This is a genomic window from Legionella sp. W10-070, assembly GCF_900640175.1.
Classification (GTDB): domain Bacteria; phylum Pseudomonadota; class Gammaproteobacteria; order Legionellales; family Legionellaceae; genus Tatlockia.
The window spans coordinates 13,810-37,412 of sequence record NZ_CAAAJC010000025.1 but is presented as its reverse complement, the minus strand read 5'-3'; the positions used below and the strand labels follow the sequence as shown (position 1 = coordinate 37,412).

The following is a 23,603-nucleotide window of genomic DNA, read 5'->3' as shown; positions in this document are numbered from 1 at the left end:
CCCGTTGCATCACGGAAATAGGTAACCCGAAATAATTTAAATAGAGCCAAAATCAGTGCTTCGTTGCATCACAATTAAGGTAACCCATTTATTAAAAAATAAGAGAAAAAACTTGTTGTTGTGTCTGTGGGTATGTGGGCAAAAAGTCATCGAGTGTGGTCAAGCTGTGGGTAACGCTTTCGCGTTATCCATGGCTTGTTCATACGTCCCGTTAGGGCGATGACTGGTCCGAAGGATTTATCCACATATCCATAGACAACGGCACTAGATCTTTTTTCTCGGGTTTTTATTCAAATGAACGTAGCTAAAGATACGTTTCAATTTTTTATCAATTATCCGTTTAAGTTCGAATGGATTCAATGTCTGGTGTATTTTTTTTAACATATCTTTCTTTTCATTTGTGATATCAGGACAATCCAGTACACGTTGATAAGGTGTTTTAGGCTTATCAAATTTTCTTTGATATTTAGAGTTAATTTTAACTTTCTTAATACATTTCATCGTGGGTATAAAATGATTTTGATAAAGGCTCCATTCATTACGGTAAAGGTCATTCATCATGGCAACTAAGCATTCTTTATCAAATCGGTGATAACCAAATAGCTGCCTTACATGAGTCCAGTTTTTCTGCTCAACATGAGCGTTATCATTTTTCTTATAAGGTCTGGAACGAGTGAATTGAATCGCTTTTTCCTGGGGTCTTTCTGCAAACTTTCGAATCAGGTGATAATTTAAAAATTCTGAGCCGTTGTCGCAGTCAAACCCTTTGATTTCAAAAGGTAATTTAGCCTCAACATCATCAATAGCAATACCTACTCCATAAGCGCCTTTGTTCCAAATTGCCCGATTTTCTGTCCAAGTTAATAAAATATCAGTCATGGTTAAACTCCAGACAAAATTACCTTCGAGAGAGGTTCCACAGTGCGCAACCGTATCTGCTTCCATAAATCCTGGCTTGGTTTCTTCCCATTGGTTTGTTTTAATCGGAATCTGATTCTTAATGATAGTACCGGGTTTGGTGCCAGATATACCCCGCCCTTTGTAATTCGCCTTGAGTGGCTTTAATAGCCTATCTAATGTCGCAGAGCTTATTTGCAGTACCTTGAGCCTTATCGTCTCTTCTAGCTCTTCGAATTCATCCTCATAAAAGTGAAGCCAATCATTGAGAACTACTTTTAAGCGTTTACCACAAATTTGATCCGCTGCTAACCAAATGGGTTTAATGATCGGTAAATAAATTGCGGGTTCATACGTTGGGTTTGCTCCACGTCGTTTGGCAGTCATCACTTTCTTTTTATTCAGTTTTCGAATTAAGTACTTGCGATTCATCCCTGTCAAATCACATAACTCATCCAGAAGTAAACTTCTTTTCTTTAGATGAGAACGCCGATACTTGTGATATATTCGCTGCCAATCAATGCGCTTTTCATAGGGGCTTGCCATCGTTGTACTCCACAATCTCGGGTTACCTTAATTGTGATGCAACGAATGCTTTTTTAGACTTGTTTAATTTTGGGTCGGGTTACCTTTAATGTGATTCAACACGTGTGCTAATGTGAAATTAAAAATCCCAGTGCTTTTTTTATCTTTATCAGGCAGAATGCTTTCGTTAATTTCAACTTGCTTTTCAGCTACATACAGCGCGCCTAAAACGCCCGACTCAAGTGGTGTATAATCAACGGATAGCTCAAGATAACATTCCATAATTGATTCAATATCTACAGGCCCATTTGATGTTAAGTTGAGTTCTTTATAAGCTTCTGCCCTTAGATGCGAAGCCTCTTCTTCAATTTTTTCCTTGGCTATGAAAGGTACATCTATCATGATTCATCATCCTTTAAAAAATCATTTCCTTTAATTAATAATTTATCCATTTGCTCTTTGGTGAGCTTTGGTGCAAGCCTTAAAAAATCTGCAACCTGCTTAGGATGCTTATTTAATGCAATCCCCAAGCTAGTAGGTGTGCGCTTTGCCAAAGCAATCATTTCATCAATGTCTAACTTTAGTATTTGTGCTATTTTTTCTATTCGCTCTATAGAAGGAGGGGCATGCTCACCCCGCTCGACTTGCGAAATATAAGTTGGACTTACCCCAACCATTTCTGCAAATTTCCTTAATGTGATTTTTTCACGCATCCTCGCTTCCCTTATTGTATCCCCAAAGGTCATTTGTTGTTCATCCTCCCTTGCTAACAGAGTCTGATTATCCTCTCAAAACAACAAAATGTAAACTGTTTAGTAAACTAAATACAATTTGCTAGATAAGTTAATGAGTACCACTTAATTTCGCATTTAGTGCAAAAAGTAATTATGGATAGGCTAAGGTTTCAATAATCGATGCAAAATATATTTGTATTCGCAAACTTAAAAAATCGGATATTCCATTTTAGGAGAACATTTTGTTGCTCATCGTTGGCAAAAATCCAGGTCAACTTTTGATAAACACTTGCAAGAGCGGCAAGAAGAAATTTGTCAATTGAATCTTACCCTCCGTATTATAAATTTACTGTAGAGGGCGAAATTGAAGTATCTATATTGAGGATTGAGGTTGTTTTTTTTAACCCCCAAAAACCAAATATCCTATGGTGCGCCAGTTCTTTACGTACACTAAAATCTTGTGTTACATCCTCACACCCCATTTTCAAGGCTTGAAATAAAGCTTGTTCAATGCGATGAGCTTTAATTTGCCGACTCTCTCTAAAGAATGGCGTACTAACTTGTTTAAGGCGAGAAATTTCTTGCCGCACACGGATAACATCTGGACGCTGAAGAGTACTCGAATCTAAGTTATTAATATCGTAAGGACTGCTCATGTGAAGTGGTAAATTCTTTTCTGTAGACTCAGCACTGTAATAAACCCCTTTATTTTTTTGCCGAACATGAATGGTATCGACAATAAGATTTTGGGATGCTAAAAAAGATTTTTGCTGTTCGCAAATTTTTCTAACGGCGGTAAGAACTGAATGCCTATCATCAATGACAATAATTTTTTGAGTTTCTTCGCTTAGGTGTTTTAAAAATAGTTCAAAAAGCAATCCCTTAAGATGTCGATAATGAAACAGGTTCGTAATGACAGGCAATATTTCTCGGGAAATAAAATGGCTTTTATCTCTGTTAACCTTCGACACCGAGCCCCTTGTCCTCATTTCATTTAAAGCAATTTCATACGCAGTACCCGGTTTATTATTTGTAAGTGCAGCACCCATATATTCTCTTGCTTTTTCTGCGCTTAAGATGATATCTGGAGGGATTGAAGTATTGTTCCAAAGGATATCGCTTGGTGTGACTACACCGTGTATTTTTAAACCGAAACCTTCCAGAGCTTGAATAACACCTATTCTATGTTGGACGACGGCACTGTCGAGAATCATGTCTGTAAACAAAAAAACATCGGTTGCACCTAATTGAATTAATCGACGTATTAGTTCCACATTGAGAGCAGCCGAATGATCCGCATAAGAGTGAAACCATATGGTTTCATCCACGTCTAATAAAACAATATTTTTGGCCATTTAATATTTAAAAAGTAAATTTTTATTGCATTTTAATTGATTTACCACCCGCCTACAAGTAAGAGATGTAGCTAATATAATAAAATGCAATACTAAGAGTGAGCCAGTCATCATACTTCCGTTGGTAAGGTATATAGCAACAATGGGGTCAAGCATTTTTTTAATCATAGGCTAAGGTACTCATTTTAGGGAGTTTAGGCACTTTAGGTGAGCTAACCAGAACATTTCATGATTTTAATAAAAAACCAAATTTTGCATTTTATTCCCCCAACCAAAATATTTAATAATTTCACTTGATGGAGCCATGAAAAAAGTTCTAAGATCGTCCACGAGGGGGAGCCACACCACACGTGACTTCTAGTAAAATTCAATTTTCCTCACAACCTCTCAGGGTACACTTAGCAGAAAGTGAGTCCTAGATTAATGGAATAACACATGGCCACGCCAAGAAATAATAAGCTTAAAAATTTAAATAAATATTCTTGGTCGATTCTTGTTGCTTTTATTTGCGCGACATTTTCGATGTTATATCGTACGGCTAACGTTTCCTTCGAAGGTTTTTTCCAAACACTTCCTTTAATTATTATTGCGGTCTACTACTGTGAAAAACTTTCCCCCCTCATCAGCCGATCTGAGCACAATCTAAAAAAATCGGAATTATTTAAACGAGATTTATTTATATTAAGTTTTAGCTTCTTGCTCGCATGCCTACTCTCATTGGCGCTTTCATACAATAATAGTGATGTGAAGGGATGGTGGTCACTAATCGTTTACTTTATCACTCCATATGGCTTGTTTTTTTCTGTATTTTTTTCAGTCGTTGCTCTTTTAATAAAAAATCATAAAGCGTACACAATATTTTTTTCATTTTTAATCATAATATTCGTGTCGATGGGGAAATTTTTCCCTCCTTATACGTTCATTCCATTGCTAGGAAATATTGACACTTTCTATGTAATAACTAGCTCGTTGTTAATCTTTCATTGTTTGTTTGCTATCAACTACAAAATTATCAAAATATTTCAGTATAAGGGAAACAGCACCTCGCAATAAGTTCAACAAAAGGCTGTGAAGTTTTAATGATAAGCCGGAGCGTATACCAATACCGCTCACGCCGTGGCGAAGATACTGTTATAAGACACCGTATTAGGGAGATAGCTGAAACAAGAGTTCGTTATGGCTATCAGCGTATTCATGTGCTGCTTAAGCGCGAAGGCTGGTTGGTTAATCATAAAAAGTCCACCGTATTGTGAAGAAGAGCTTAATCGCAGGAAGCGCCCTCGGCGATACGTGACAGGTGCTCACCGAGAAGAGCGGCAACTGGCCTCTACTTTAAACGAATGCTGGAGTATGGATTTTGTTTCTGATAACTTGTTCAATGGCAAGAGAATACGGGCATTAACTATAGTGGATAATTTTAGTCGTGAATGCCTTGCCATTCATGTAGGAGAGGCCATCCGAGGCGAAGAAGTTGCAGGCGTTCTTGAAAGTCTTAGAGTACTGGAAAACAAAAAGCCAAAATCTATCCGCATTGACAATGGTCCTGAGTTTATTTCAAAAATATTGGATAAATGGGCTTATGTGAATCACGTGACTCTGGATTTTTCAAGGCCTGGAAAAACCAACAGATAAACGTGTTTATTGAGTCATTTAATGGAAGTTTTCGCGATGAGTGTTTGAATAGCCACTGGTTTCTTTCTCTTGAAGATGCTAAAAACAAAATTGAAGAATGGCGACAGGATTATAATGATTTCCGACCTCATTCCTCACTGAACAATTTGACTCCAAATCAGTTCAAACAGAAAGTGTTAGGTGCCGGTTTTTCTAATTAATACCGGATCGGTTTTCGGAAAGAGGATCATTATGTTAAAAATACCACCCAAAATGAACAAAAATGATTTAGATACACCATGCTTAGTTATTGACAAAAGCACATTGGAATTTAACCTAAATGTTATGCTTCAACATGCGCAAAATACCCAAATTAACATCAGGCCCCATGTAAAAACCCACAAATGTTCAAAATTGGCTAAGCTCCAAATAGAATACGGTGCTATAGGTATCAGTGCCGCAAAAGTCTCTGAGGCTGAAGTACTTATTAATACAGGAATAAATAATATTTTAATTACTTCCCCTGTAGTAACCGAAAATAAAATAAGGCGTTTAATCTCATGTATAAAGAAGGCTCCTGAAACCATAGTAGTAGTGGATAATGAGAGAAATTTGTATGATTTAAATGATGCAGGCAAATCAATTCAATCCAAAATAAATATTCTAATTGACTTGGATCCAGGGATAGGAAGGACAGGTATAAAACCAGAAAACGCATTAAGTTTTGCTTTAAAAATAGAGCAATTTAAATGGCTAAATCTTATGGGTATTCAATGCTATGCTGGCAACCTTCAACATATAACCTCCTATGAAGAGAGAAAGAATCGTTCATTGCAGGTAATGGAGATGGCAAGCAATGTAGTCAAACAATTTAAAAAATCGGGTCTACCTTGCGCAATACTAACAGGTACAGGAACAGGTACTTACGATATAGACGCTGAAGCCTCAGAGGTAACAGAAATTCAACCCGGATCTTATACGGTTATGGATGTTGAATATGGCATAATAGGCTCCAAAACCAATAGCACTTCATTCACTACTTTTAAGCCATCGATGACTCTTTTGACTACGGTCATTAGTAGCAATAGAAAGGAACATGTCACTGTTGACAGTGGAACAAAATCAATTTATTTCGACAGCCAAAACAAGCCTAAAATTATCAGTCACGAAGGATTGCATTATGACTGGGGTGGGTTTGGTGATGAGCATGGAAAAATCACAGCAGATACACATTGCAAGCTTCCTAAAAATGGAGATGTTCTAGAGCTTATTGTCCCTCATTGTGATCCAACAATTAATCTCCATGATAAATTTTATATTGTAAATAATGGTATAATTGAAGACATTTGGGAAATTGACTTGCGTGGCAAATCACAGTAAACCGACTTAAATATCTGAGGCGTTGTGAGATTAAAATTGAGCCTAATTTTAATCTCAGAGGTGCCGTCTTTCCTTGTGAGGAGAAAGGGCTGTTTGAAAAAGCCCAAGATGAATTTTTAAAATTTATGCGCGTTAAGACATTATCCGTTGCTGATTTTGGTGGCAAAATATGCGCAGCCTTAGACTTCTGACCATGCTGCAGCATCCTCAATTGCTAAATCCAAAAATCACCTCAAAAAAAGGTGATTTGATCATGTTTCTTTGCGGTAGACAAGATATGCAGAAGATTCAGGTATTTGGGGAAGAGCCCAATCCATTACCATCATCCACTCCTTCTCGTAGAGTCTCAATGATTTTAGGAGCTGACTTTTTATCAAAAATGGAGCCATAATTGGCTTGATCACTAACCGAAGAATCAAGGTCAGAACTTGGATCTCGTTTACTGTATTTTTTTACCAAACTTTCAACATAAGGCATGTCTTCATCTAGATATAAGCTAGGTTCAATTTTAGCACGATCAAATTCCAAGCGATAACGATCATCAACTTGTTTGTTACGATTTACATACATATATACGCCTGCAGCTATCAATGTGACACAAGCAGCAGCCGCAAATGCAGCAGGAACTGCTATTGCTATTATGGGAGAAACGAAGAGCAACGGTGGTAAAAACATGCTAATAGCACTTAATACAATCAAGCCAACCAAACCAACAAGACCAATCAAAGGCACTTTTGTAAAACCAAACATATTTCTGTCAGAATTAGCGTGCCATGCAGCACGTTCTGGCTGAGTCGGACACATGTAATTAAGGCCTTGGCATTGGTATTCATTGGATCCCATCCAAAGAATCTCTTCGCCTTGCATATATTCACGTGCTTTTTTGCGTGCATAGAACTCCGCCCCTATGGCAATCAGAGGCATTGCAATCATCATTACTGGCAATAAAAAGGTTGCCATTGGTACAAAAAAAGCAGTAATGGTGGCAGCAACTGTAAAAAGGACTGTGGCAATTACTACAGGACCAAATGTAGCAGCCACCCCCCAGGCAATTCCTTGTGCAACTTTATCATTTGTTCTTAATAAACTCTTTTGTTGGGGCTGATGACCTAATAAAAAATAAGGTAAATTAGCACGAGTTGCAAAAAGATCGTTAACTACTCCATATAAAATTCCACTTAAATAAACAGAAGCACCTACAAACAACCCTGTCGCAATAGCCGTAAGCCAAAAAGGTGCTGCAAAAAATGCCGTGGCAGCAAAAAGAAGTATAATCAGTGCAGATGCGCCAACACCCACAAAGCCATTTCGTAATAGTGTGTGTAGAATGTCATCTGGCGGTAGCTCTTCTCCCATTATTTGGGAGTTGCGATATACAATTCTATAAAGACCCTGTTTTTTTAAGTAATCAATAGTTCCTCTATCGTGGTCTTTGGTTTCTAAGTCAATGATAAATTTATTAACGAATTCAATGGCTTTTTTTAGATCTTTCTCATCGTTCAGTTTTGATTGACATGTAGAAATTAACTTATTGATTTCACTATCTTGTGCGAATTCATCCTTTGCATCTTGAAGGATGAAATATAGAATTTCTATTTGCTCTTTATCACTAAATGCTACTTTACCATATCGTTGCATTGACTCTCTCAACTCAACTTTTGAGTGCGCCATATTTATTCCTTTTAGAAAAGGCTTGAACTATACACAAATTAATCTTTGTGATCAATTATTGATTATTAAAATAAGAGTGGCAAATAAAACTAAACGAGCTGGCAACTGTAGATCGTTGTAAATTACAGCGAGATATAGATTTAGAATTAGCGGATGTGTTAGCTTCTCAGCATGAAGTAAGTTGGAACACTATTGATAATAGATTTGTTGCGTTTAAAGACAAAGAACTAAAAAAAGAAGTTGCACTTGCACATAAATTTACAGAAAACGGCATCCATTCCTTATTTTGGCTTGTTACAAAAAAAGTGGCTAAATTAACATTAGATACAAGTAATCTTGCTACAGAGCAGCAAGATGCAGTTACAGAAGCGAACATTAAAGTTCTTATAAATTTTACCTTAACGTTTTCTATTATGTACTTAATACTCAAAGGTTGCATCCCGTATGAAGAAAGGGATGCAGGTTTTTTTGATTATTACATTGCTTCCGTTGCTTCCTCAATTTATGCTTACCACACTTATAGTTTTACAATAGTCCTTTAAATGCGATCAAACCGTTTCCTTGATAAGAATCAAAAAGCTGATACTCCAATTATCAATCGACACTCAAGAAAATCAGAATTAAAAAAAGAAAAATCCAGGCAAATCAATCGTTGTCTTTCATTTGATAGTTTCTTTACCAAAGCACCAGAAGAGCTTCTCTATGACGATATTAGATCAACTCACTCAAAAGACAACAGTTCTAATCACTGTGAGGATCCTTTTAATCACGATTGGGTAAACGTTATGTGGGGCTGGGCTAATGGGAAATTTTAGCAAGCGAGATTGGATAAATAATCCAGAATTCAATTAAATTATCTACTGCCTGGCTTGTAAAGCACAAACGGGCATGGTTGGCCAGCGGAACCCGGATTCCACTTCGTTTCACCAAGGCTGGGTTTTATGAAGAGGAACACCCATCCACGATTTTTAATTGAGAAATATGCCAACAATGATAGCAACTCGGGCAATCAAATTGTAAATTGTTGTTATATCAATTGGAAAATTGCCATGAACGGGAACCAAATAAAAACAGCCAGCTCACAAAAGGTAGAAATCGTTCCTTATGACAAACATTGGCCTGAGATATTTAAAAACGAAGCTAATCGTATTCAAAAAGCTTTAGGCGAATGCATTGAAGAAATTTATCACATCGGCAGTACCAGTATTCCTGATATGCCAGCAAAGCCTGCCATTGATATGATGTTAGTACTTGATAACTTGGACGATATTCAATTTATATCGGAAAAACTAACGCATTTAAGTTATGATCCTGTTCGGCGGCAAATTATTCCTCATGTGAGCTTTTTTACAAAACGTCAGGCTCCAGCAATCCGTTTTCATTTGCATTTGCATGAAAGAGGCAGTCCTCAGATCAATCGTCATGTAAACTTCAGGGACTATGTTATTCAACATCCTGATATGGCTCATGATTATGCACAGCTTAAAATTCAGTTAGCTGCTCAATTTGTAGATGATATCTACTCTTATGTTTCTGGAAAAGACAAATTAGTTCAAAAGATTGATGCTAAAGCAAAGCTATGGGTGGGAAGAAAGAAAGATTATCTACCGCAAAACACAGGGCCTATGGCTAAAGACTGGCCTCATGAAAAGCTAGTCAAAGCTATGGAAGCCAATCTAAATGTCCATATGACACATTTTGCTCAATACTTAAATCAGGTTGAATTAGTCAGAGTACCAGGATCTACTCTAGTGAATTCAAGGTTAGCAGATGACACCTTTAATTATGTAGTAGACGCTGATTTTTCTTCAGTAAATGCTGAGGAAAAAATTTCAGAACTAACGGATTACTTCAACCAGAAAAATAGTCCATTTTCATGGTGGATTAGTCCTCATGATCAACCAGATGATTTACCGACGCATTTAGAAAATAATGGTTACGAAAATACAGAAAATAATTGTGCCATGTATTTTGATTTAGATACCTGGGATGGTGAGGTTTTTCCCATACCGAAGCTAAATATTATTCGTGCAACCGATGAGAAAACATTACACGATTTTGCATTAGTACTAGCTAATGACAAATCTGCTTTCAAAACTTATTTTTCGTGGGTTGCTTCCGTTTTAACCGATGATGATCCGATTGAATATTATGTCGGATATGTTGATGGAAAGCCCGTTGTAAGGGGCTTATCCTGCTATTTTGCACAAGTGGCAGGGTTACATTGGTTATCGACAGTTCCTTCTGAACGCAGAAAAGGTTATGGTAGAGCCATGCAAGAGTATCGATTAAAGCGGGCAAAAGATCTCGGCTATCATATTGCTGTTTTACAGGCCTCGAGCAACGGCTATCCTCTCTATCAACAGCTAGGATACAAAGAATGTGGTTATTTTCGTGAATACAAACCAAGGCAAGTCGCTTCTGCCAAAATGCGGGGGATTATTAGGAGCACTTAATGAAGCTATCCAAATGTCTGTGTTTATCGCATCGTTGAATAATCCTCATTTAGCAGTACCTGATAAACACCGCTATAAAAGCAGCGCTCCTTGTTGGCAGGAGCTCAACATTAAAAATCTATGACATAAACTGCAAATTTGGATGCCAGAGCTATCGTTTTGCGATTTCATAGCTCACTTTTAATTTCTGCTTTGTAAAAGGTTTATTTGATGAAAACACTAAGGCAAAACATAGCAAACCTTTATGGCTCAAAGGGTACAGATTGGATTGCTAATTTGCCTGCTATTGTTACAGCACTTACAAACGATTGGAGCTTAAGTGAGATAACCCCTGTTTCTAACATGACCTTTAATTACGTTGCCAAAGCAATTTTAAATACCAAGGAGCCTGTTGTCTTAAAAATTAGCTATGATGGGCAGAGTATTATCCATGAAAAACGAGCTTTAACCAGTCTTGGCTTTCAAGGTTCTATTAAGCTGATTGATTATAACAGCAAGTATAATGCGTTATTATTACAACAAGCCATTCCAGGGATAACGCTTAAATCATTATATCGAGACAACCCAAATTATGTGATGGACTGCTATGTCGAGACAATGCACCAAAGCCACTGATTTTTCTCCATGGTGATTTACATCATGACAATATTTTAAAGCATGGTAATGGATGGTTATCTATTGATCCTAAAGGTGTTGTTGGTGAGGCAGAATTTGAAATTGCAGCTTTTGATTTTATGTACATTAGTGAGCTTACATCTACAAAGGATGTGAAAAATGTATTTGCGAAACGTCTTGAGCTGCTTGCACAAAAATCAGGGCTTGATGCCCAGCGTATTAAAGACTGGCTATTTGTGCGATTAATTTTGATGGCAGCTTGGCTTACTGAGGATAATGGTGATCCGAGCTGGGCTATAAAATTGGCTGAGCTTATTAATGAATAACAGAAAACCATGATGAAAAATATTACTATCCGCGAGCTAACGCTTGAAGATAAAGAAGCATTTCTAAAGGCAATGCTAAACAGTCAATCTTTGCACCATCCATGGGTTACACCTCCACTGACTTCGCAAGAATTTGATGAATATTGGCAGCGGCTCCAGCAAGCAAATCAGAAAAGTTATCTAACCTGTGATGAGTCAGGCACTATTGTTGGTGTATTCAATGTCAGTGAAATTGTGCAAGGCGCATTTCAAAATGCGTTTATAGGCTTTTACGGGATCAACGATTATACAGGCAAAGGCTATATGAGCGCCGGACTTAAGTTAGTACAGAAAAGAATATTTGAAGAGCTAGCCTTACATCGGCTAGAGGCTAATATACAGCCAGAAAATACGGGCTCTATTCAATTAGTAAAAAACAACGGTTTTCGTTATGAAGGGTTCTCTCCTCGTTATTTAAAAATAAATGGTGAGTGGCGTGGGCATGAGCATTGGGCAATGACTTCAGAGGATTACCTAAGAGATAATTCTGATATTTTGAAAAAAGATTACGTTGATATCGTACCGTATAATTCAGATTGGCCTAAATTAGCACAGTCTGAAATAGACAAGCTAAAATCAGTTTTTCCTGCTAATACAATTATTGACATCCAACATGTCGGCAGTACTGCCATTTCAGGTTTATCAGCAAAACCTATCCTGGATATTCAAATTGCAGTGCAGTCATTAGAAATTATGAAGCTTATCGCAGTGCCCATTCTGCAGAAGCTTGGGTATGAATATTGGGATAATAACCCTGATCCAAAACGAATGTTTTTTGTTAAGGGGATGCCGCCATATGGTGAGAAAAGAACGCATCATGTTCATATATTTGAACATGACTCAGCGCATTGGTGTAATAAGCTGATTTTCAGGGATTATTTACGCTCACATAGAGACATCGCAAAAGAATATGAGCAATTAAAGGTAACATTAGCTCAAGAGCACTTATATGACCGTGAAAAATATACGGATGAAAAATTAAGTTTTGTTAATCGAGTGTTACAGATGGTTAATAATACTAATCAGTAAAAATAAAATATCAGAATAAGCGCAATAACTTGTTAAAGACTATCCAAGCCTCTCTTTGAGTCTCAACAGTCATTTCTCCAGAATAACAATAGACTTAATTTTATGCTAATTTCAGCAATAATGGTCAAACAACCCATTCAGGATCGCAGTAACCTTATTCCTGTAAACGAAGCGATGATTTGAGTGAGAAAAGTATGAATTACGAGCGTCAATTAAAAAAAGTAATCGGGTTTATCGGCAAGCATCTTGACGACAAACTTACTTTAAACCAATTGAGCGATATTGCGTGCTTTTCAAAATATCATTTTCATCGCTTATTTACGGCGTTTACTGGTTTATCTCTGCAACAATATATTCGTTGGCTGCGTCTAAAAAGAGCCGCTCATCAATTAATTGTTGATAAAGAAAAATCAATCATTGAAATTGCAATCAATGCGGGATTTGAATCTCATGAATCATTTACACGAGCATTTAAACAAACTTGTAATCTTACTCCAAGTGAGTTTAGAGCGCAGTCAAGCTGGCAAGTCTGGGAAAAACCGCCGTATTGTTTGCCTAAACAAGGTGAAATGGCAATGAATGTAACTATCAAACAAATGAACGCAAGACGTTTAGCTGTAGTGGAACACCGTGGCGATCCTCATAAATTAGGAGATAGCGTTAATCGATTGATTCGCTGGGCTAAAGCTCAAACTATTAGCCTGAAACCCAAAGCTGGAGACGCTTTTGGATTTGGATATGATGATCCCCAAACCACACCGGCAGCAGAGTTTCGTTATGATCTGGGCATCACGGTACCCGAACAATTGCAGCTTGAAGGTGAGATTATTGAAAAACGGTTGCCGGCGGGTCGTTATGCAGTAGCTGTACACAAGGGTTCGCGTAACAATATGGGTGATACCGTATATGGATTGTATCGTGATTGGTTACCAGAATCAGGTGAAGAGCTGGGGGATTTGCCCTGTATTTTTTGTTATTATAATTTTGATCATGAGGTTGCTGAAACAGAATTAATAACCGAGTGTTGGTTATTTTTAAAATAATGAAGTGATAGGCTAATCTACCAGGTTACGCAAATAAATGGGGACAGCAGGAGACATAAAATGAATGAGGTACCTTATGGTTAATTGTCCCTGCGATTCTCAAAAAAGCTATTTATCCTGCTGCGAACCTTTCATCACAGGTAAACAAACACCAGAAACGCCAGAGGCACTCATGCGTTCTCGCTATACAGCTTATGCAATGGCTAATATTGATTATATTAAAGAGACCATGCGCCATGGCGCCTTGATTGGTTTTCAAGAAACAGAGGCAAAACGGTGGGCGAAGAGAGTCCATTGGATTAAGCTCCATGTACTTAAATCAGACATTAAAAATTCAACCACGGGTTATGTGGAATTTGAAGCCAGTTTTGTGGATGGTTCTCGTTTAAAATCGCTACACGAAAAATCCAGGTTTATGCGTGAGGAGGGACAGTGGTATTATGTTGGCGGTACACACCTGCCAACAGTCTCCACTGAACAAATGATTTCCCGCACCATCAATTGCCCTTGCGGTAGCCAACGTAAATTTAAAAATTGTCATGGAAAAAAGACATGAGCAGGGTAAAGGCATCGGAGGAAAAGCAACGAATAATTAATCGCCAGCTTGCGGCATTAATTACCATAGGCAGGCGATTTTTTAAATTTAAAACTTAAGCTGCATATCTTTATGCGGAATTCCCGCATCCAGGTATTCTTCACTACAAACCACAAATCCTAATTTTCATAAAATGGAATAGCATAGGATTGGGCCCCAAGCTTCGCTTTTTTAACCTGATGATTTCGTTGCATATCCTCTATTATAAAGTGCATCAACACATGACCTAGCCTCTGACCTTGGTAAGTCTCTAACACAGATACACGCTCAATTTTAGCAAAATCATCAATGTAGCGAACCCGTGCAGTGCCCACAGGCAGTTGATTGACAAACAAGAGGTAATGTTCACTGCTTGAGTCAAGTCCATCAGACTCTTGATCAATAGGGACATTTTGCCCTTCCACAAATACTTGATACCGGATGGCAAGGCAACGTTGAATGTCCGTTGCCTCGGAAACTTTCTTTACCGAAACATTCCTGTGCGACTTCATGCTTATAACTTCTCCTGCATAATTATTGCTTTGCCTACAAGTAGGCATTTGATAGTTTATCACGGTCTTAGCAAGTCTTTAGATTCGGTGATCTCAAATGGAGTAATTACAATGTTTGCTGTTATCTATAAATTTAAATTAAAACCTGCTCAAGAAGAACTATATCAATACCCGTGGTGCAATTGGTTCTTGTTTACATAAAGGAGATGATGGTCTATGGGTTGCTTACTCTCGTTGGCCAAACAAAGAAACTCGTGATGCATCATGGCCAGGTGAAGACTCGCCTAATAATGAATTACCAGAAGATATAAAATATTCAATCCAAATAATGCAAACGATTAAAAAGAAAACCATGGTATGGAAGAAGATTATGAAGAGATCTGCCTCAATATAATAAACGATTTATTGGGCATTCCTGAAAAATCCTTAGCATGATTCTTACTCAACAAGTAGGTTAGGTTGGGCGAAGCGCAGCCCAACAAATACTCTGCCTTCCCTGGCACACAGTGGAGCTGCTATATCGAGGAACCCTCCAATATGTCTCGGACAGTCCCTGTTCTGGTTTCAGCGGAAGCTTCTGCTACACTCTGAGCATCACCCAAGTTTGTTTTTTTTGCCTGAAAAGGTCAAAGAAGGGCATCACAACCTAGCATCCTTAATGCTGAAGCAAGCCTGAACCCGGCGACCTTCATTCTGATGCGATTCGCCGCGGCTGCAGCCATATCCAAATCATATAAAAAGCGCTTATTTAATGGTATAATGTCCTATTTGCTACCGCCACCCCGGCAATGAGGAAACCTATGAGTGTGGATGCCAGTTATGATTCGACTAACATCAAAGTTTTAAAGGGATTGGATGCAGTCAGAAAGCGCCCCGGCATGTATATAGGAGACACTGATGATGGTACAGGCTTGCATCATATGGTCTTTGAGGTGGTGGATAATGCCATTGATGAAGCGTTGGCTGGTTATTGCAGTGAAATTCATGTCACCATCCACGCCGATGAGTCAATCACTGTAAAAGATAATGGCCGAGGCATACCGGTTGATATCCATCAAGAAGAAGGCCGCTCTGCTGCGGAAGTCATCATGACCATTCTACATGCAGGCGGGAAATTCGATGATAATTCTTACAAAGTTTCTGGCGGCTTGCATGGGGTTGGGGTTTCTGTTGTTAATGCCCTGTCCGAAGAATTACATTTATTAATCCGCCGTAATGGCAAAGTGCATGAGCAGCATTATCATAATGGCGTTCCTGATTCGCCGCTGACCGTTACCGGAGAAGCAACTTCTACCGGAACGCAGGTTTGGTTTAAGCCCAGTGCCAATACCTTTACTAATATCGAATTTCATTATGACATTTTGGCAAAACGATTGCGCGAGCTTTCTTTTTTAAATTCTGGTGTGTGCATCAATTTATACGATGAACGAAGTCAAAAAAAGGATACTTTCCGCTACGAAGGCGGGATTAAAGCTTTTGTTGAGCACCTGCATCGTAACAAAACAGCGATTATGCCCGTTGTATTCACTTTAAACACAGAAAAAGACAGTGTTGCTGTAGAGCTTGCCATGCAATGGAATGATTCATTCCAGGAAACCATTTTCTGCTTTACAAACAACATCCCCCAACGAGACGGGGGAACCCATTTGGCTGGTTTTCGTGCAGCGCTTACCAGAACATTAAACAGCTATATTGAAAATGAAGGGTTTGCCAAAAAGGCAAAGGTTTCAACGACGGGGGACGATGCCCGTGAAGGTCTCACCGCCGTGTTATCGGTAAAAGTGCCCGATCCCAAATTTTCATCACAGACAAAAGACAAGCTGGTTTCGTCAGAAGTTAAAGCAGTTGTCGAGTCGGTGGTTGCAGAAAAATTTAATGATTTCCTTCTGGAAAATCCGGCAATAGCCAAGTCCATTGTCAGCAAGATAATTGACGCTGCCCGAGCCCGGGAAGCAGCCCGCCGTGCACGTGAGATGACCCGGCGAAAAGGCGCTCTTGATATTGCAGGATTACCTGGAAAATTGGCAGACTGCCAAGAAAAAGATCCGGCACTTTCCGAATTATATATCGTCGAGGGTGACTCTGCAGGTGGCTCGGCCAAGCAAGGTCGCGACAGAAAATTCCAAGCCATCCTCCCCCTTAAGGGTAAGATTCTTAATGTGGAGAAAGCCCGCTTTGACAAGATGCTTTCTTCTCAAGAGGTCGCAACGTTAATTACCGCCCTGGGCTGTGGCATCGGCCCTGATGAATACAATCCGGATAAAATCCGTTACCATCGCATCATTATCATGACTGATGCTGATGTTGATGGCTCCCACATTCGCACTTTGCTGCTCACTTTCTTTTACAGGCAGACCCCGGAATTAATTGAGCGCGGCTATATTTATATAGCCCAGCCGCCTCTGTATAAAATTAAACGAGGCAAGCAGGAACAATATCTTAAGGACGATGAAGCGCTCTATGAATACCTGACTCACAGTGCGCTTGATGGCGCTGAGTTTTTTCCAGGCAAGGATTTACCAGCCATCACCCCCCTGGCGTTGGAAGAGCTGGTATTGAAGTATAAGCGGGTTGAAAAAATTATTAAACGACACTCAAGGCGTTATAATGTCGAGATTTTGAAAAGGCTGGTTTTCCTGCCTATCCTACATCCGGATGATTTCAACCATCGGGAAATCATTGCTGACTGGGTAAATCAATTACATGGAAGTTTGCAGCAGCTTGGCAATAAAACCCATCAATATCAGGTAACAGTAGCCCATAATGAAGAAACCGATCATTATTTGCCGCAAGTCACTATAACTCAACATGGAATAGATACTTCTATCTTGCTGAATGCCGAGTTTTTCTTCTCCAAGGACTATAAGGAGATGGTCGGCTTAGGCGCAAAACTGTCAAATCTTGTCGAGGAAGGTGCGTTAATTAAGCGGGGAGAGAAGAAACAAGAAGTCGATTCCTTTGAAGGGGCATTAAACTGGCTGATGGATGAGGCAAAACGCGGTCAAACCATCCAACGCTACAAAGGCCTTGGAGAAATGAATCCCGAGCAATTATGGGAAACCACTATGGATCCTGAGGTAAGGCGTATGTTACAAGTCAGCATAGAAGATGCCGTCGCTGCCGATGAAATATTTACTACCCTTATGGGTGATCAGGTAGAGCCAAGACGGGAGTTTATTGAGACCAATGCGCTTGAGGCAGAAAATATTGACGTCTAGGCGATTCCTGCTTCTATCTCTCAAAAGAATAGAAGCAGCACGCATCGGCTTCTGGCCTATTTCGGATTAAAATCCGCAGGGGGTTTAATGACTCTCATTATAGGTGACATTACAGAAACGGGGCAAATGCGAACTGAGCCCCATTTTTCCATTAGGTTAAACATATTTAGGGTTTTACCGCATATCCAGCCCAAACTGGTAATGAACTAAATAGGCTTCAGAAAATTTTAGTTAAACTCAAACTGGAAACTTGACTCTTGAACTGTTTTACTTCCAGCACCTTGAGAATCAGGATTTGAGCTGCCAAATAATATTTGAGGTGTAGATACAAGAAGAGCCGCCAATTTTGATTCAGTCAACTTCATTCCTTCCTCGGCAATAGAAGCGTCCTCAGGTGCGAATTGCCTGGCTTGGCTAAGTGCTTCTTCAGCGTTATCCCACTTTTTCTCTAATCTATAAGTACAAGCAATATTTAACCAGGCATCCGCAATTTCTTGTTTGTCTTCTGTTTTTTTCAGGATGGACGAGAAGTGCTTTCTTGCTTCAGGGAAGCAATCCTGCTTAAAAAGAGACATGCCCAATTGATTAATGACAATAAGATGCTCTGGATCAAGATGCATTGCTTCCAAATAAGTTTCTTGCGCTTTTTTATAGTCTTTATTTTTATACAAATGATGACCATATTGCGCCAAACATTCTGTAAGGTTAGATAAAATAATATTTCTTAATGCTAAGTCTTCTGCATAACATATTAATAATGCTTTTCGGTAATATTGTATTGCATAATTAAAATTGCTTGCTATATTCTTCTGTACAGCATCTTCGTCTTCAATGACTCTTTCCAGAACTTCAATGTATTGTTCATACCAACTGGCTGCACTTTGTAAAAACACAGGGTTTTCACTACATATTTCCAAGGCTTTTTTGATAAAAGCCAACGCGCCTTTAAACAGCTTAGCGCTGTTTGCCAGGTCTGTTTCAAGATAATGCAGAGCAGATTTTATATAAAACAAGCCCATATTGTTCCAGGCAGAAGCACCAGACGGATAAATTTTGGTTGCCGTCTCGTAACATCTTAATGCAGCAGTGTCCTTCTTTTCCGCTTCATAACATTGACCTAATAAATCGAATGCATAAGAAACATGGGCTACTTCATCTGAATTACTTTGTCTTAATTCAATGAATTTTTTTAAAGGAGAAATGGCTTGTTGTTTTTCATCACAAAAAAAGAAACATTTCCCTAAATAAAGAGAGCTTTCTGCTACTTCTGGATTTACAGCAATTGCTTGAAGAAAGAAATCTTTAGCTATTGCATAATTATTTTCATCAAATGCTTTTACTCCATCGATGTGAAACGAATTAAACATGCTCAATTATACTTATTAACATTAAAGATGCTCATAATTTTATCACATGAGGTAGCTTATTTGTATAAGATTTCAGAGACAAGTCCTTGTCATAACCTGGATGTGTGGAGATTATTTTTGTATTGGTATTTCTTTGTTCCACCTACGCTATCGATTTTTTCTGGTAGTGAATAAAATGAAGCTTTCTTTTTTTGCAATAGAATCCCCAAGCCTATTATTATGAAGCTTTATGGTTAATTAACGAATGGTATTATGTATATCAGAAGCCTTTTGACGAAATTTTTTAAAAACGATGATTCTTTCAATAAGCCAGATGATTATCTGCCTCGAGAATGTTGGCTTAACATTCTCGAATACCTACAAAAAGATGAAGAAATTAATACTTTGAGATTAGTCTCTGCAGAGATGCAACGTGCCACAACCTGTACCACAGCAGGAAAGAAGTATTACCAACGGAAAGATATTTTTTTTAACACTTATAAAAAAATAAAAGCAATTTCGCAAAATGATAATAACTATGCACGTTTTTTTGTTTCTAATTTAAAAGCGCAAGTCATCATCATAAAAGAACAACTGATTACTCATTCCAATACCTTTAGTTTTAAAATTTATTTTGATAATTCGTTGCAATCAGATGAAGAAAAGGCTTATTTAGCCCAGCAACTGGGTAATTGGGGAGGGAGCTTTATTTCTTCGCGAATACATAGTGTCACCTGCTACAATCATCCTACTGATTATTTTCATCAAAAAAGGGATGGCTCTTCCTGCTGGTCTTCTAATAAAATTGTTAACTATATTTTCAACAGCATGGATTCAGATGCCAAGTGTTCTTCACCCATTTATAATCATGTCCTATTGATTTTTACTATAGAAGCTTCAGAAAGCAATCGTTTTATTCAATCATTAGTAGAACAGAAAAATAAATATCAATCAAAATTGCCCTTTATCATCATTGTCTCTTTAAACCCGCTGATTAAACCAGAAGATTTTCATTACCCTATTTTAAAACTGTTTTCTATCTCACCTGGCTATAGGGAAAAACTGGCAGATGCCTTCTTTTTAAATAACATCCATCCCGACCTTTGGACTAATACATGTCATAGATATGATTTTTATTACCGAAGAAGAAGGGAAAATATAACTAAAGAGATAAACAATTTATTAGAAAATTTAATCAAAATAAAAGAATCTCTTCCAACAAATACCGACAATCAACTCATAAACAGCCCATAAACCTGAGACCGCTTTACACATGATTAAACACAACTGATGAGTCGGTGAGAATCCGATGAAACCAACATATGGTCTTGTGTATAAGCCACTCTGAGAGATTGTAAGTCGTTAACTAACCTCCAGGAATAGCTCTTATTTTTCCTGATTTTTGTTCCAGATTACCGCACCCATCTAATGGATCACCTGCAATTTTTTTCCAATGGTGAGCATCACTGTGATTTCCAAATAATTTCATCCATTCCATTATAGAAATATCTAAAAAATTACTCTGTATAGTTTCCAAAAACTGGTCTTTGACTTTTGATTGTTTTTGGTCATGCAATCCGCCTCTATAATAAGATAAATTTCTTGAAAAATGGCAGCATAGAAGTCCTACTCTTCGAAGTCTTGTCAATCTGTCCATGATTATATTTAAAAAAATTACTCTACATATATCATATGCTTATAATTATTAATCTGTTGGTTTAAAAGATAAGGTTAATCCATATAAAACCTCTTCTTTTACCTAAAAACATAGTCGCTTAACTATCAAATAGGGCCTCGATTGTTGAATGCATCTCTTCTTGACTGGGTTTGGCATACCTAAAAATTTCCTTAATGGACACATTCCCACTTAGCTCTTGTGCAAAATGAACACCATGCTTATCTGTCACTTTCTTCAAGAAAGTATGTCTTAGTTTATGAGGCGTAAAGTCAAACTGTTCATTCCCTGACGCAAGTGCAGAGACCTGCTTTAAAACACGCTGACAAATTCGATAAATGTTGCGGGTATTGATTCGGTTCCCTGCCCTGTTTACAAATAAAGGTTCATCTGGTTCAGTAGCACGGGTTTCTAAATATTTATCAAGATGTTCTCTTGCTTCCAGCGGCAAAGGTACTTTATTAGTAACGCGCTTACTTTTGTGGCGAACAACTGAATGAAGCCCTTTCGAGTGATATTGCTCCACATTCAGGGAGACCAACTCCGATTCGCGTAATCCTGTTCCTAATAAAACATAAAAAATGGCTGTTTCCAGTAAAGCGTTTTGATTTTTTCGGGTACAGATTCTGGCACGCTGCTCACAGGCAGATTTTAACCGCATGAGCTGTTTGGAGGTAAGGCCATTCCATTCTGGCGCATCTGTTTGTAAATCCTTAACACCCACTAAAGGATCACCTGCAATTAATGGCCTTTGGTGATGAAGCCACCGACCCGCATGACGAATAGTTGCCATGGTGCAGTTAATTGAGGTGGCCTTGTAGGGTTTCCCAGTTTTCTCTGAGATAGTATTAGACAATGAGCGTTGAAATTGTTTGCTTACTGCCAGTGTGTCCAATTATCAACCTGGTCATGACCCACTTCCATTTGAAAGAAATTTAAGAACTTATTCAAATCCTTTTGTTTGGCTTGTTCTGTTTTTAGAGGGGTTCCTCTGACATGAACCTGATAATAAAAGGACAACCAGGCGGATAAGGAATTGGTGTCAAAATGAACATCCAAGGGGTGGGAAATCTTATCTATCCCCAATGGGCTGAATCTGATGGAAATTTACAGCACTTGGGACTTGACCGGGACCCGTCTTGATAAATCCTTGCCGAATGCCTATTTTTCTAATGCATGAATTTTAACCAAACGATATTTCACTGACGTTAATATTATTTTAAGGCGTTTAAGCTAAGATAATACATATATTCAATTTTTTTCTATTTATGGAGTAATGTATGGGCCTGAAACTTGTAGTATGGGATATTGATGGACCAATAAATTTTGGGAAATCAAAATCCAATGATGATTGTTATATGCCCTCAACTCGAAGTGAAATGTCAAGGACAGGTGAAGATCCTGTTGATTTCGTTGTAGCAAACAAGCCTTTTGTAAAATTAACGCTCGAAGCTCTAGATAAGAATGGCATTGTATCAGTAATAGGTTCGCAACGAATTCAAATGAAAGACGATGATAAGAATTATGGAAAATATATTCAATCCATGTATCAAGGTCTTGATTATATTTTCGGAAAAAAAAGACCGTATCTTAAAGAAGAGATTGCCCGAAAAATTGGTGCGGGACTACAAAATGAAGAAACAAATAATTCAAAGAACAAACTGTTAAAAGCTTATCAGGATGAGTTTAAGGTAAAACCTGAAGATATTATTTTTATTGATGATAATGACAATTATAGAGCCTCTACCGAAGCGGCATGTCATGTATTCATTCATGCTCGCAGAAAAGCCAAACCCGACACTGTAGAAGATAATGCCTATCTTTATGAAGCACTTCTTCGCACTATTCCTGCGGACAAAATTTACAAAGCAATTGGGAGTTCAAAAGACAATTCTGTAGTAAAAAACGACTTTAAAAAGCAACTCTTGCTTTTTCAATTAGATAACCTGAAAGAAGTCACTACATGGCAACAAAAAATAATTGTCAAAGACGATAGATTTAAAAAAAATGCTGCTACAGGACAAGAGAGGACAACGAAAAAATATGACGAATTTAAAGCTATTATAGAAAACGAGCCGGCGTGGAGTACTTCGCTTAAAGAGTTTCGCGATAAAATAGAAAAGATGGACGCATCCAGATCAGTTCTTCAAGGCATTCAATATCTGATATTGGACACCAAATGGGACATTGGTGTTTTCGGTGGAGTTAGCATTACTGATAAAGTCACCGGACAAAAAAACACTATCCCAAAGGGGATGAATGAAATCTTACAGAAAATTGATGAAGCTCAAAGGGGACACATTGATTGGGATGATGCGTTAAAAAATGTGGATAAAATAGTGAATGAATCAGCTTTAAGAAAAGATCATGGACTTTTTAATAAAAGAGGAGAGACAACCCAGCTTTTTTACGACAAGGCTAAACAAATGTTATCCGAATTAAGAGAAGAAGAACCATCCTCTAAAGAGGATGACAATCCACACTTAACTTAATAAGGTTCAAATTCTATCATAAATCGATTTCAATGGAATTTAGTACTACATGGACAATCATTAAAGGGGCTACTTTTAGACATGTAAAGGTAGTCAAAAGGATGC

At 38.1% G+C, this 23,603-nt stretch carries 21 protein-coding genes and 1 pseudogene; 13 read left to right on the top strand and 9 right to left on the bottom strand.

Going from position 1 to position 23,603, the window contains the following annotated elements; genetic code table 11:
• Positions 1-264: 264 nt before the first annotated feature.
• From E1O65_RS10595 to E1O65_RS10580, 4 genes are all read right to left on the bottom strand, one after another.
• Complete coding sequence (locus tag E1O65_RS10595; RefSeq protein ID WP_242601592.1) at positions 265-1,284, bottom strand: integrase; 1,020 nt, start codon at positions 1,282-1,284, stop codon at positions 265-267.
• 222 nt (positions 1,285-1,506) lie between these two features.
• Positions 1,507-1,824 carry a hypothetical protein gene (locus E1O65_RS10590; RefSeq protein ID WP_133133573.1) on the bottom strand — a complete coding sequence of 106 codons (318 nt, stop codon included), beginning with the start codon at positions 1,822-1,824 and terminating at the stop codon, positions 1,507-1,509.
• The gene (locus tag E1O65_RS10585; RefSeq protein WP_133133572.1) at positions 1,821-2,168 is read right to left on the bottom strand and encodes a helix-turn-helix transcriptional regulator; all 348 of its coding nucleotides are present in this window, start codon (positions 2,166-2,168) and stop codon (positions 1,821-1,823) included. The genes E1O65_RS10590 and E1O65_RS10585 overlap by 4 nt, the downstream gene beginning before the upstream one ends.
• A gap of 326 nt (positions 2,169-2,494) precedes the next feature.
• Positions 2,495-3,511: a hypothetical protein gene (locus E1O65_RS10580; protein WP_133133571.1), complete on the bottom strand. Its 1,017-nt coding sequence runs from the start codon at positions 3,509-3,511 to the stop codon at positions 2,495-2,497.
• 1,061 nt (positions 3,512-4,572) lie between these two features.
• Between E1O65_RS10580 and E1O65_RS12675 the strand changes: the two are divergent.
• Both E1O65_RS12675 and E1O65_RS10555 read left to right on the top strand, forming a co-directional pair.
• Positions 4,573-5,343 (top strand): annotated as a pseudogene (locus tag E1O65_RS12675) (IS3 family transposase); the annotation flags it as partial.
• Between the two features lie 31 nt (positions 5,344-5,374).
• A complete protein-coding gene (locus E1O65_RS10555) occupies positions 5,375-6,502 on the top strand; it encodes a DSD1 family PLP-dependent enzyme (protein WP_133133566.1) in 1,128 nt (375 codons plus the stop codon).
• A 288-nt stretch (positions 6,503-6,790) separates the two neighbouring features.
• Here E1O65_RS10555 and E1O65_RS10550 read toward each other — a convergent pair whose 3' ends face one another.
• Positions 6,791-8,173, bottom strand: coding sequence for a hypothetical protein (locus E1O65_RS10550; RefSeq protein ID WP_242601591.1), 1,383 nt, complete (start codon positions 8,171-8,173; stop codon positions 6,791-6,793).
• Positions 8,174-8,328: 155 nt separating this feature from the next.
• Between E1O65_RS10550 and E1O65_RS10545 the strand changes: the two genes are divergently transcribed.
• The 8 genes from E1O65_RS10545 to E1O65_RS10510 all read left to right on the top strand — a co-directional run bounded on the left by E1O65_RS10545 (position 8,329) and on the right by E1O65_RS10510 (position 14,237).
• Positions 8,329-8,715 (top strand): hypothetical protein, encoded by a 387-nt coding sequence (locus tag E1O65_RS10545; RefSeq protein WP_133133565.1) that lies wholly within the window; start codon positions 8,329-8,331, stop codon positions 8,713-8,715.
• The gene (locus E1O65_RS10540) at positions 8,716-8,988 is read left to right on the top strand and encodes a hypothetical protein (protein ID WP_133133564.1); all 273 of its coding nucleotides are present in this window, start codon (positions 8,716-8,718) and stop codon (positions 8,986-8,988) included.
• Positions 8,989-9,222: 234 nt separating this feature from the next.
• A complete protein-coding gene (locus E1O65_RS10535; RefSeq protein ID WP_165474953.1) occupies positions 9,223-10,629 on the top strand; it encodes a bifunctional GrpB family protein/GNAT family N-acetyltransferase in 1,407 nt (468 codons plus the stop codon).
• A 210-nt stretch (positions 10,630-10,839) separates the two neighbouring features.
• Entirely contained in the window at positions 10,840-11,244 is a 405-nt protein-coding gene (locus tag E1O65_RS10530) for a hypothetical protein (RefSeq protein ID WP_133133562.1), read from the top strand.
• Positions 11,175-11,570 (top strand): aminoglycoside phosphotransferase family protein, encoded by a 396-nt coding sequence (locus E1O65_RS10525; RefSeq protein ID WP_133133577.1) that lies wholly within the window; start codon positions 11,175-11,177, stop codon positions 11,568-11,570. Before E1O65_RS10530 ends, E1O65_RS10525 begins: the two co-directional genes overlap by 70 nt.
• 9 nt (positions 11,571-11,579) lie before the next feature.
• Complete coding sequence (locus tag E1O65_RS10520) at positions 11,580-12,638, top strand: GNAT family N-acetyltransferase (RefSeq protein WP_242601590.1); 1,059 nt, start codon at positions 11,580-11,582, stop codon at positions 12,636-12,638.
• Between the two features lie 194 nt (positions 12,639-12,832).
• A complete protein-coding gene (locus E1O65_RS10515) occupies positions 12,833-13,681 on the top strand; it encodes an AraC family transcriptional regulator (RefSeq protein ID WP_133133561.1) in 849 nt (282 codons plus the stop codon).
• A gap of 64 nt (positions 13,682-13,745) precedes the next feature.
• Positions 13,746-14,237: a YchJ family protein gene (locus tag E1O65_RS10510; RefSeq protein ID WP_242601589.1), complete on the top strand. Its 492-nt coding sequence runs from the start codon at positions 13,746-13,748 to the stop codon at positions 14,235-14,237.
• Between the two features lie 158 nt (positions 14,238-14,395).
• Here E1O65_RS10510 and E1O65_RS10505 read toward each other — a convergent pair whose 3' ends face one another.
• Positions 14,396-14,767 carry a GNAT family N-acetyltransferase gene (locus E1O65_RS10505; protein WP_242601588.1) on the bottom strand — a complete coding sequence of 124 codons (372 nt, stop codon included), beginning with the start codon at positions 14,765-14,767 and terminating at the stop codon, positions 14,396-14,398.
• An 800-nt stretch (positions 14,768-15,567) separates the two neighbouring features.
• Between E1O65_RS10505 and gyrB the strand changes: the two genes are divergently transcribed.
• Positions 15,568-17,985 carry a DNA topoisomerase (ATP-hydrolyzing) subunit B gene (gene gyrB, locus E1O65_RS10495; RefSeq protein WP_133133560.1) on the top strand — a complete coding sequence of 806 codons (2,418 nt, stop codon included), beginning with the start codon at positions 15,568-15,570 and terminating at the stop codon, positions 17,983-17,985.
• Positions 17,986-18,212: 227 nt separating this feature from the next.
• Here gyrB and E1O65_RS10490 read toward each other — a convergent pair whose 3' ends face one another.
• The gene (locus E1O65_RS10490; protein ID WP_133133559.1) at positions 18,213-19,352 is read right to left on the bottom strand and encodes a tetratricopeptide repeat protein; all 1,140 of its coding nucleotides are present in this window, start codon (positions 19,350-19,352) and stop codon (positions 18,213-18,215) included.
• 270 nt (positions 19,353-19,622) lie between these two features.
• Here E1O65_RS10490 and E1O65_RS10480 point away from each other — a divergent pair, with 270 nt between their 5' ends.
• On the top strand, positions 19,623-20,585 hold the full coding sequence (locus E1O65_RS10480; protein WP_133133558.1) for a hypothetical protein: 963 nt from the start codon (positions 19,623-19,625) through the stop codon (positions 20,583-20,585).
• A gap of 112 nt (positions 20,586-20,697) precedes the next feature.
• Here E1O65_RS10480 and E1O65_RS10475 read toward each other — a convergent pair whose 3' ends face one another.
• Positions 20,698-20,907 (bottom strand): hypothetical protein, encoded by a 210-nt coding sequence (locus E1O65_RS10475; RefSeq protein ID WP_133133557.1) that lies wholly within the window; start codon positions 20,905-20,907, stop codon positions 20,698-20,700.
• A gap of 199 nt (positions 20,908-21,106) precedes the next feature.
• Positions 21,107-21,901: a tyrosine-type recombinase/integrase gene (locus tag E1O65_RS10470; protein ID WP_133133556.1), complete on the bottom strand. Its 795-nt coding sequence runs from the start codon at positions 21,899-21,901 to the stop codon at positions 21,107-21,109.
• Positions 21,902-22,286: 385 nt separating this feature from the next.
• Here E1O65_RS10470 and E1O65_RS10465 point away from each other — a divergent pair, with 385 nt between their 5' ends.
• Positions 22,287-23,498 carry a hypothetical protein gene (locus E1O65_RS10465; RefSeq protein ID WP_133133555.1) on the top strand — a complete coding sequence of 404 codons (1,212 nt, stop codon included), beginning with the start codon at positions 22,287-22,289 and terminating at the stop codon, positions 23,496-23,498.
• Positions 23,499-23,603: the final 105 nt, after the last annotated feature.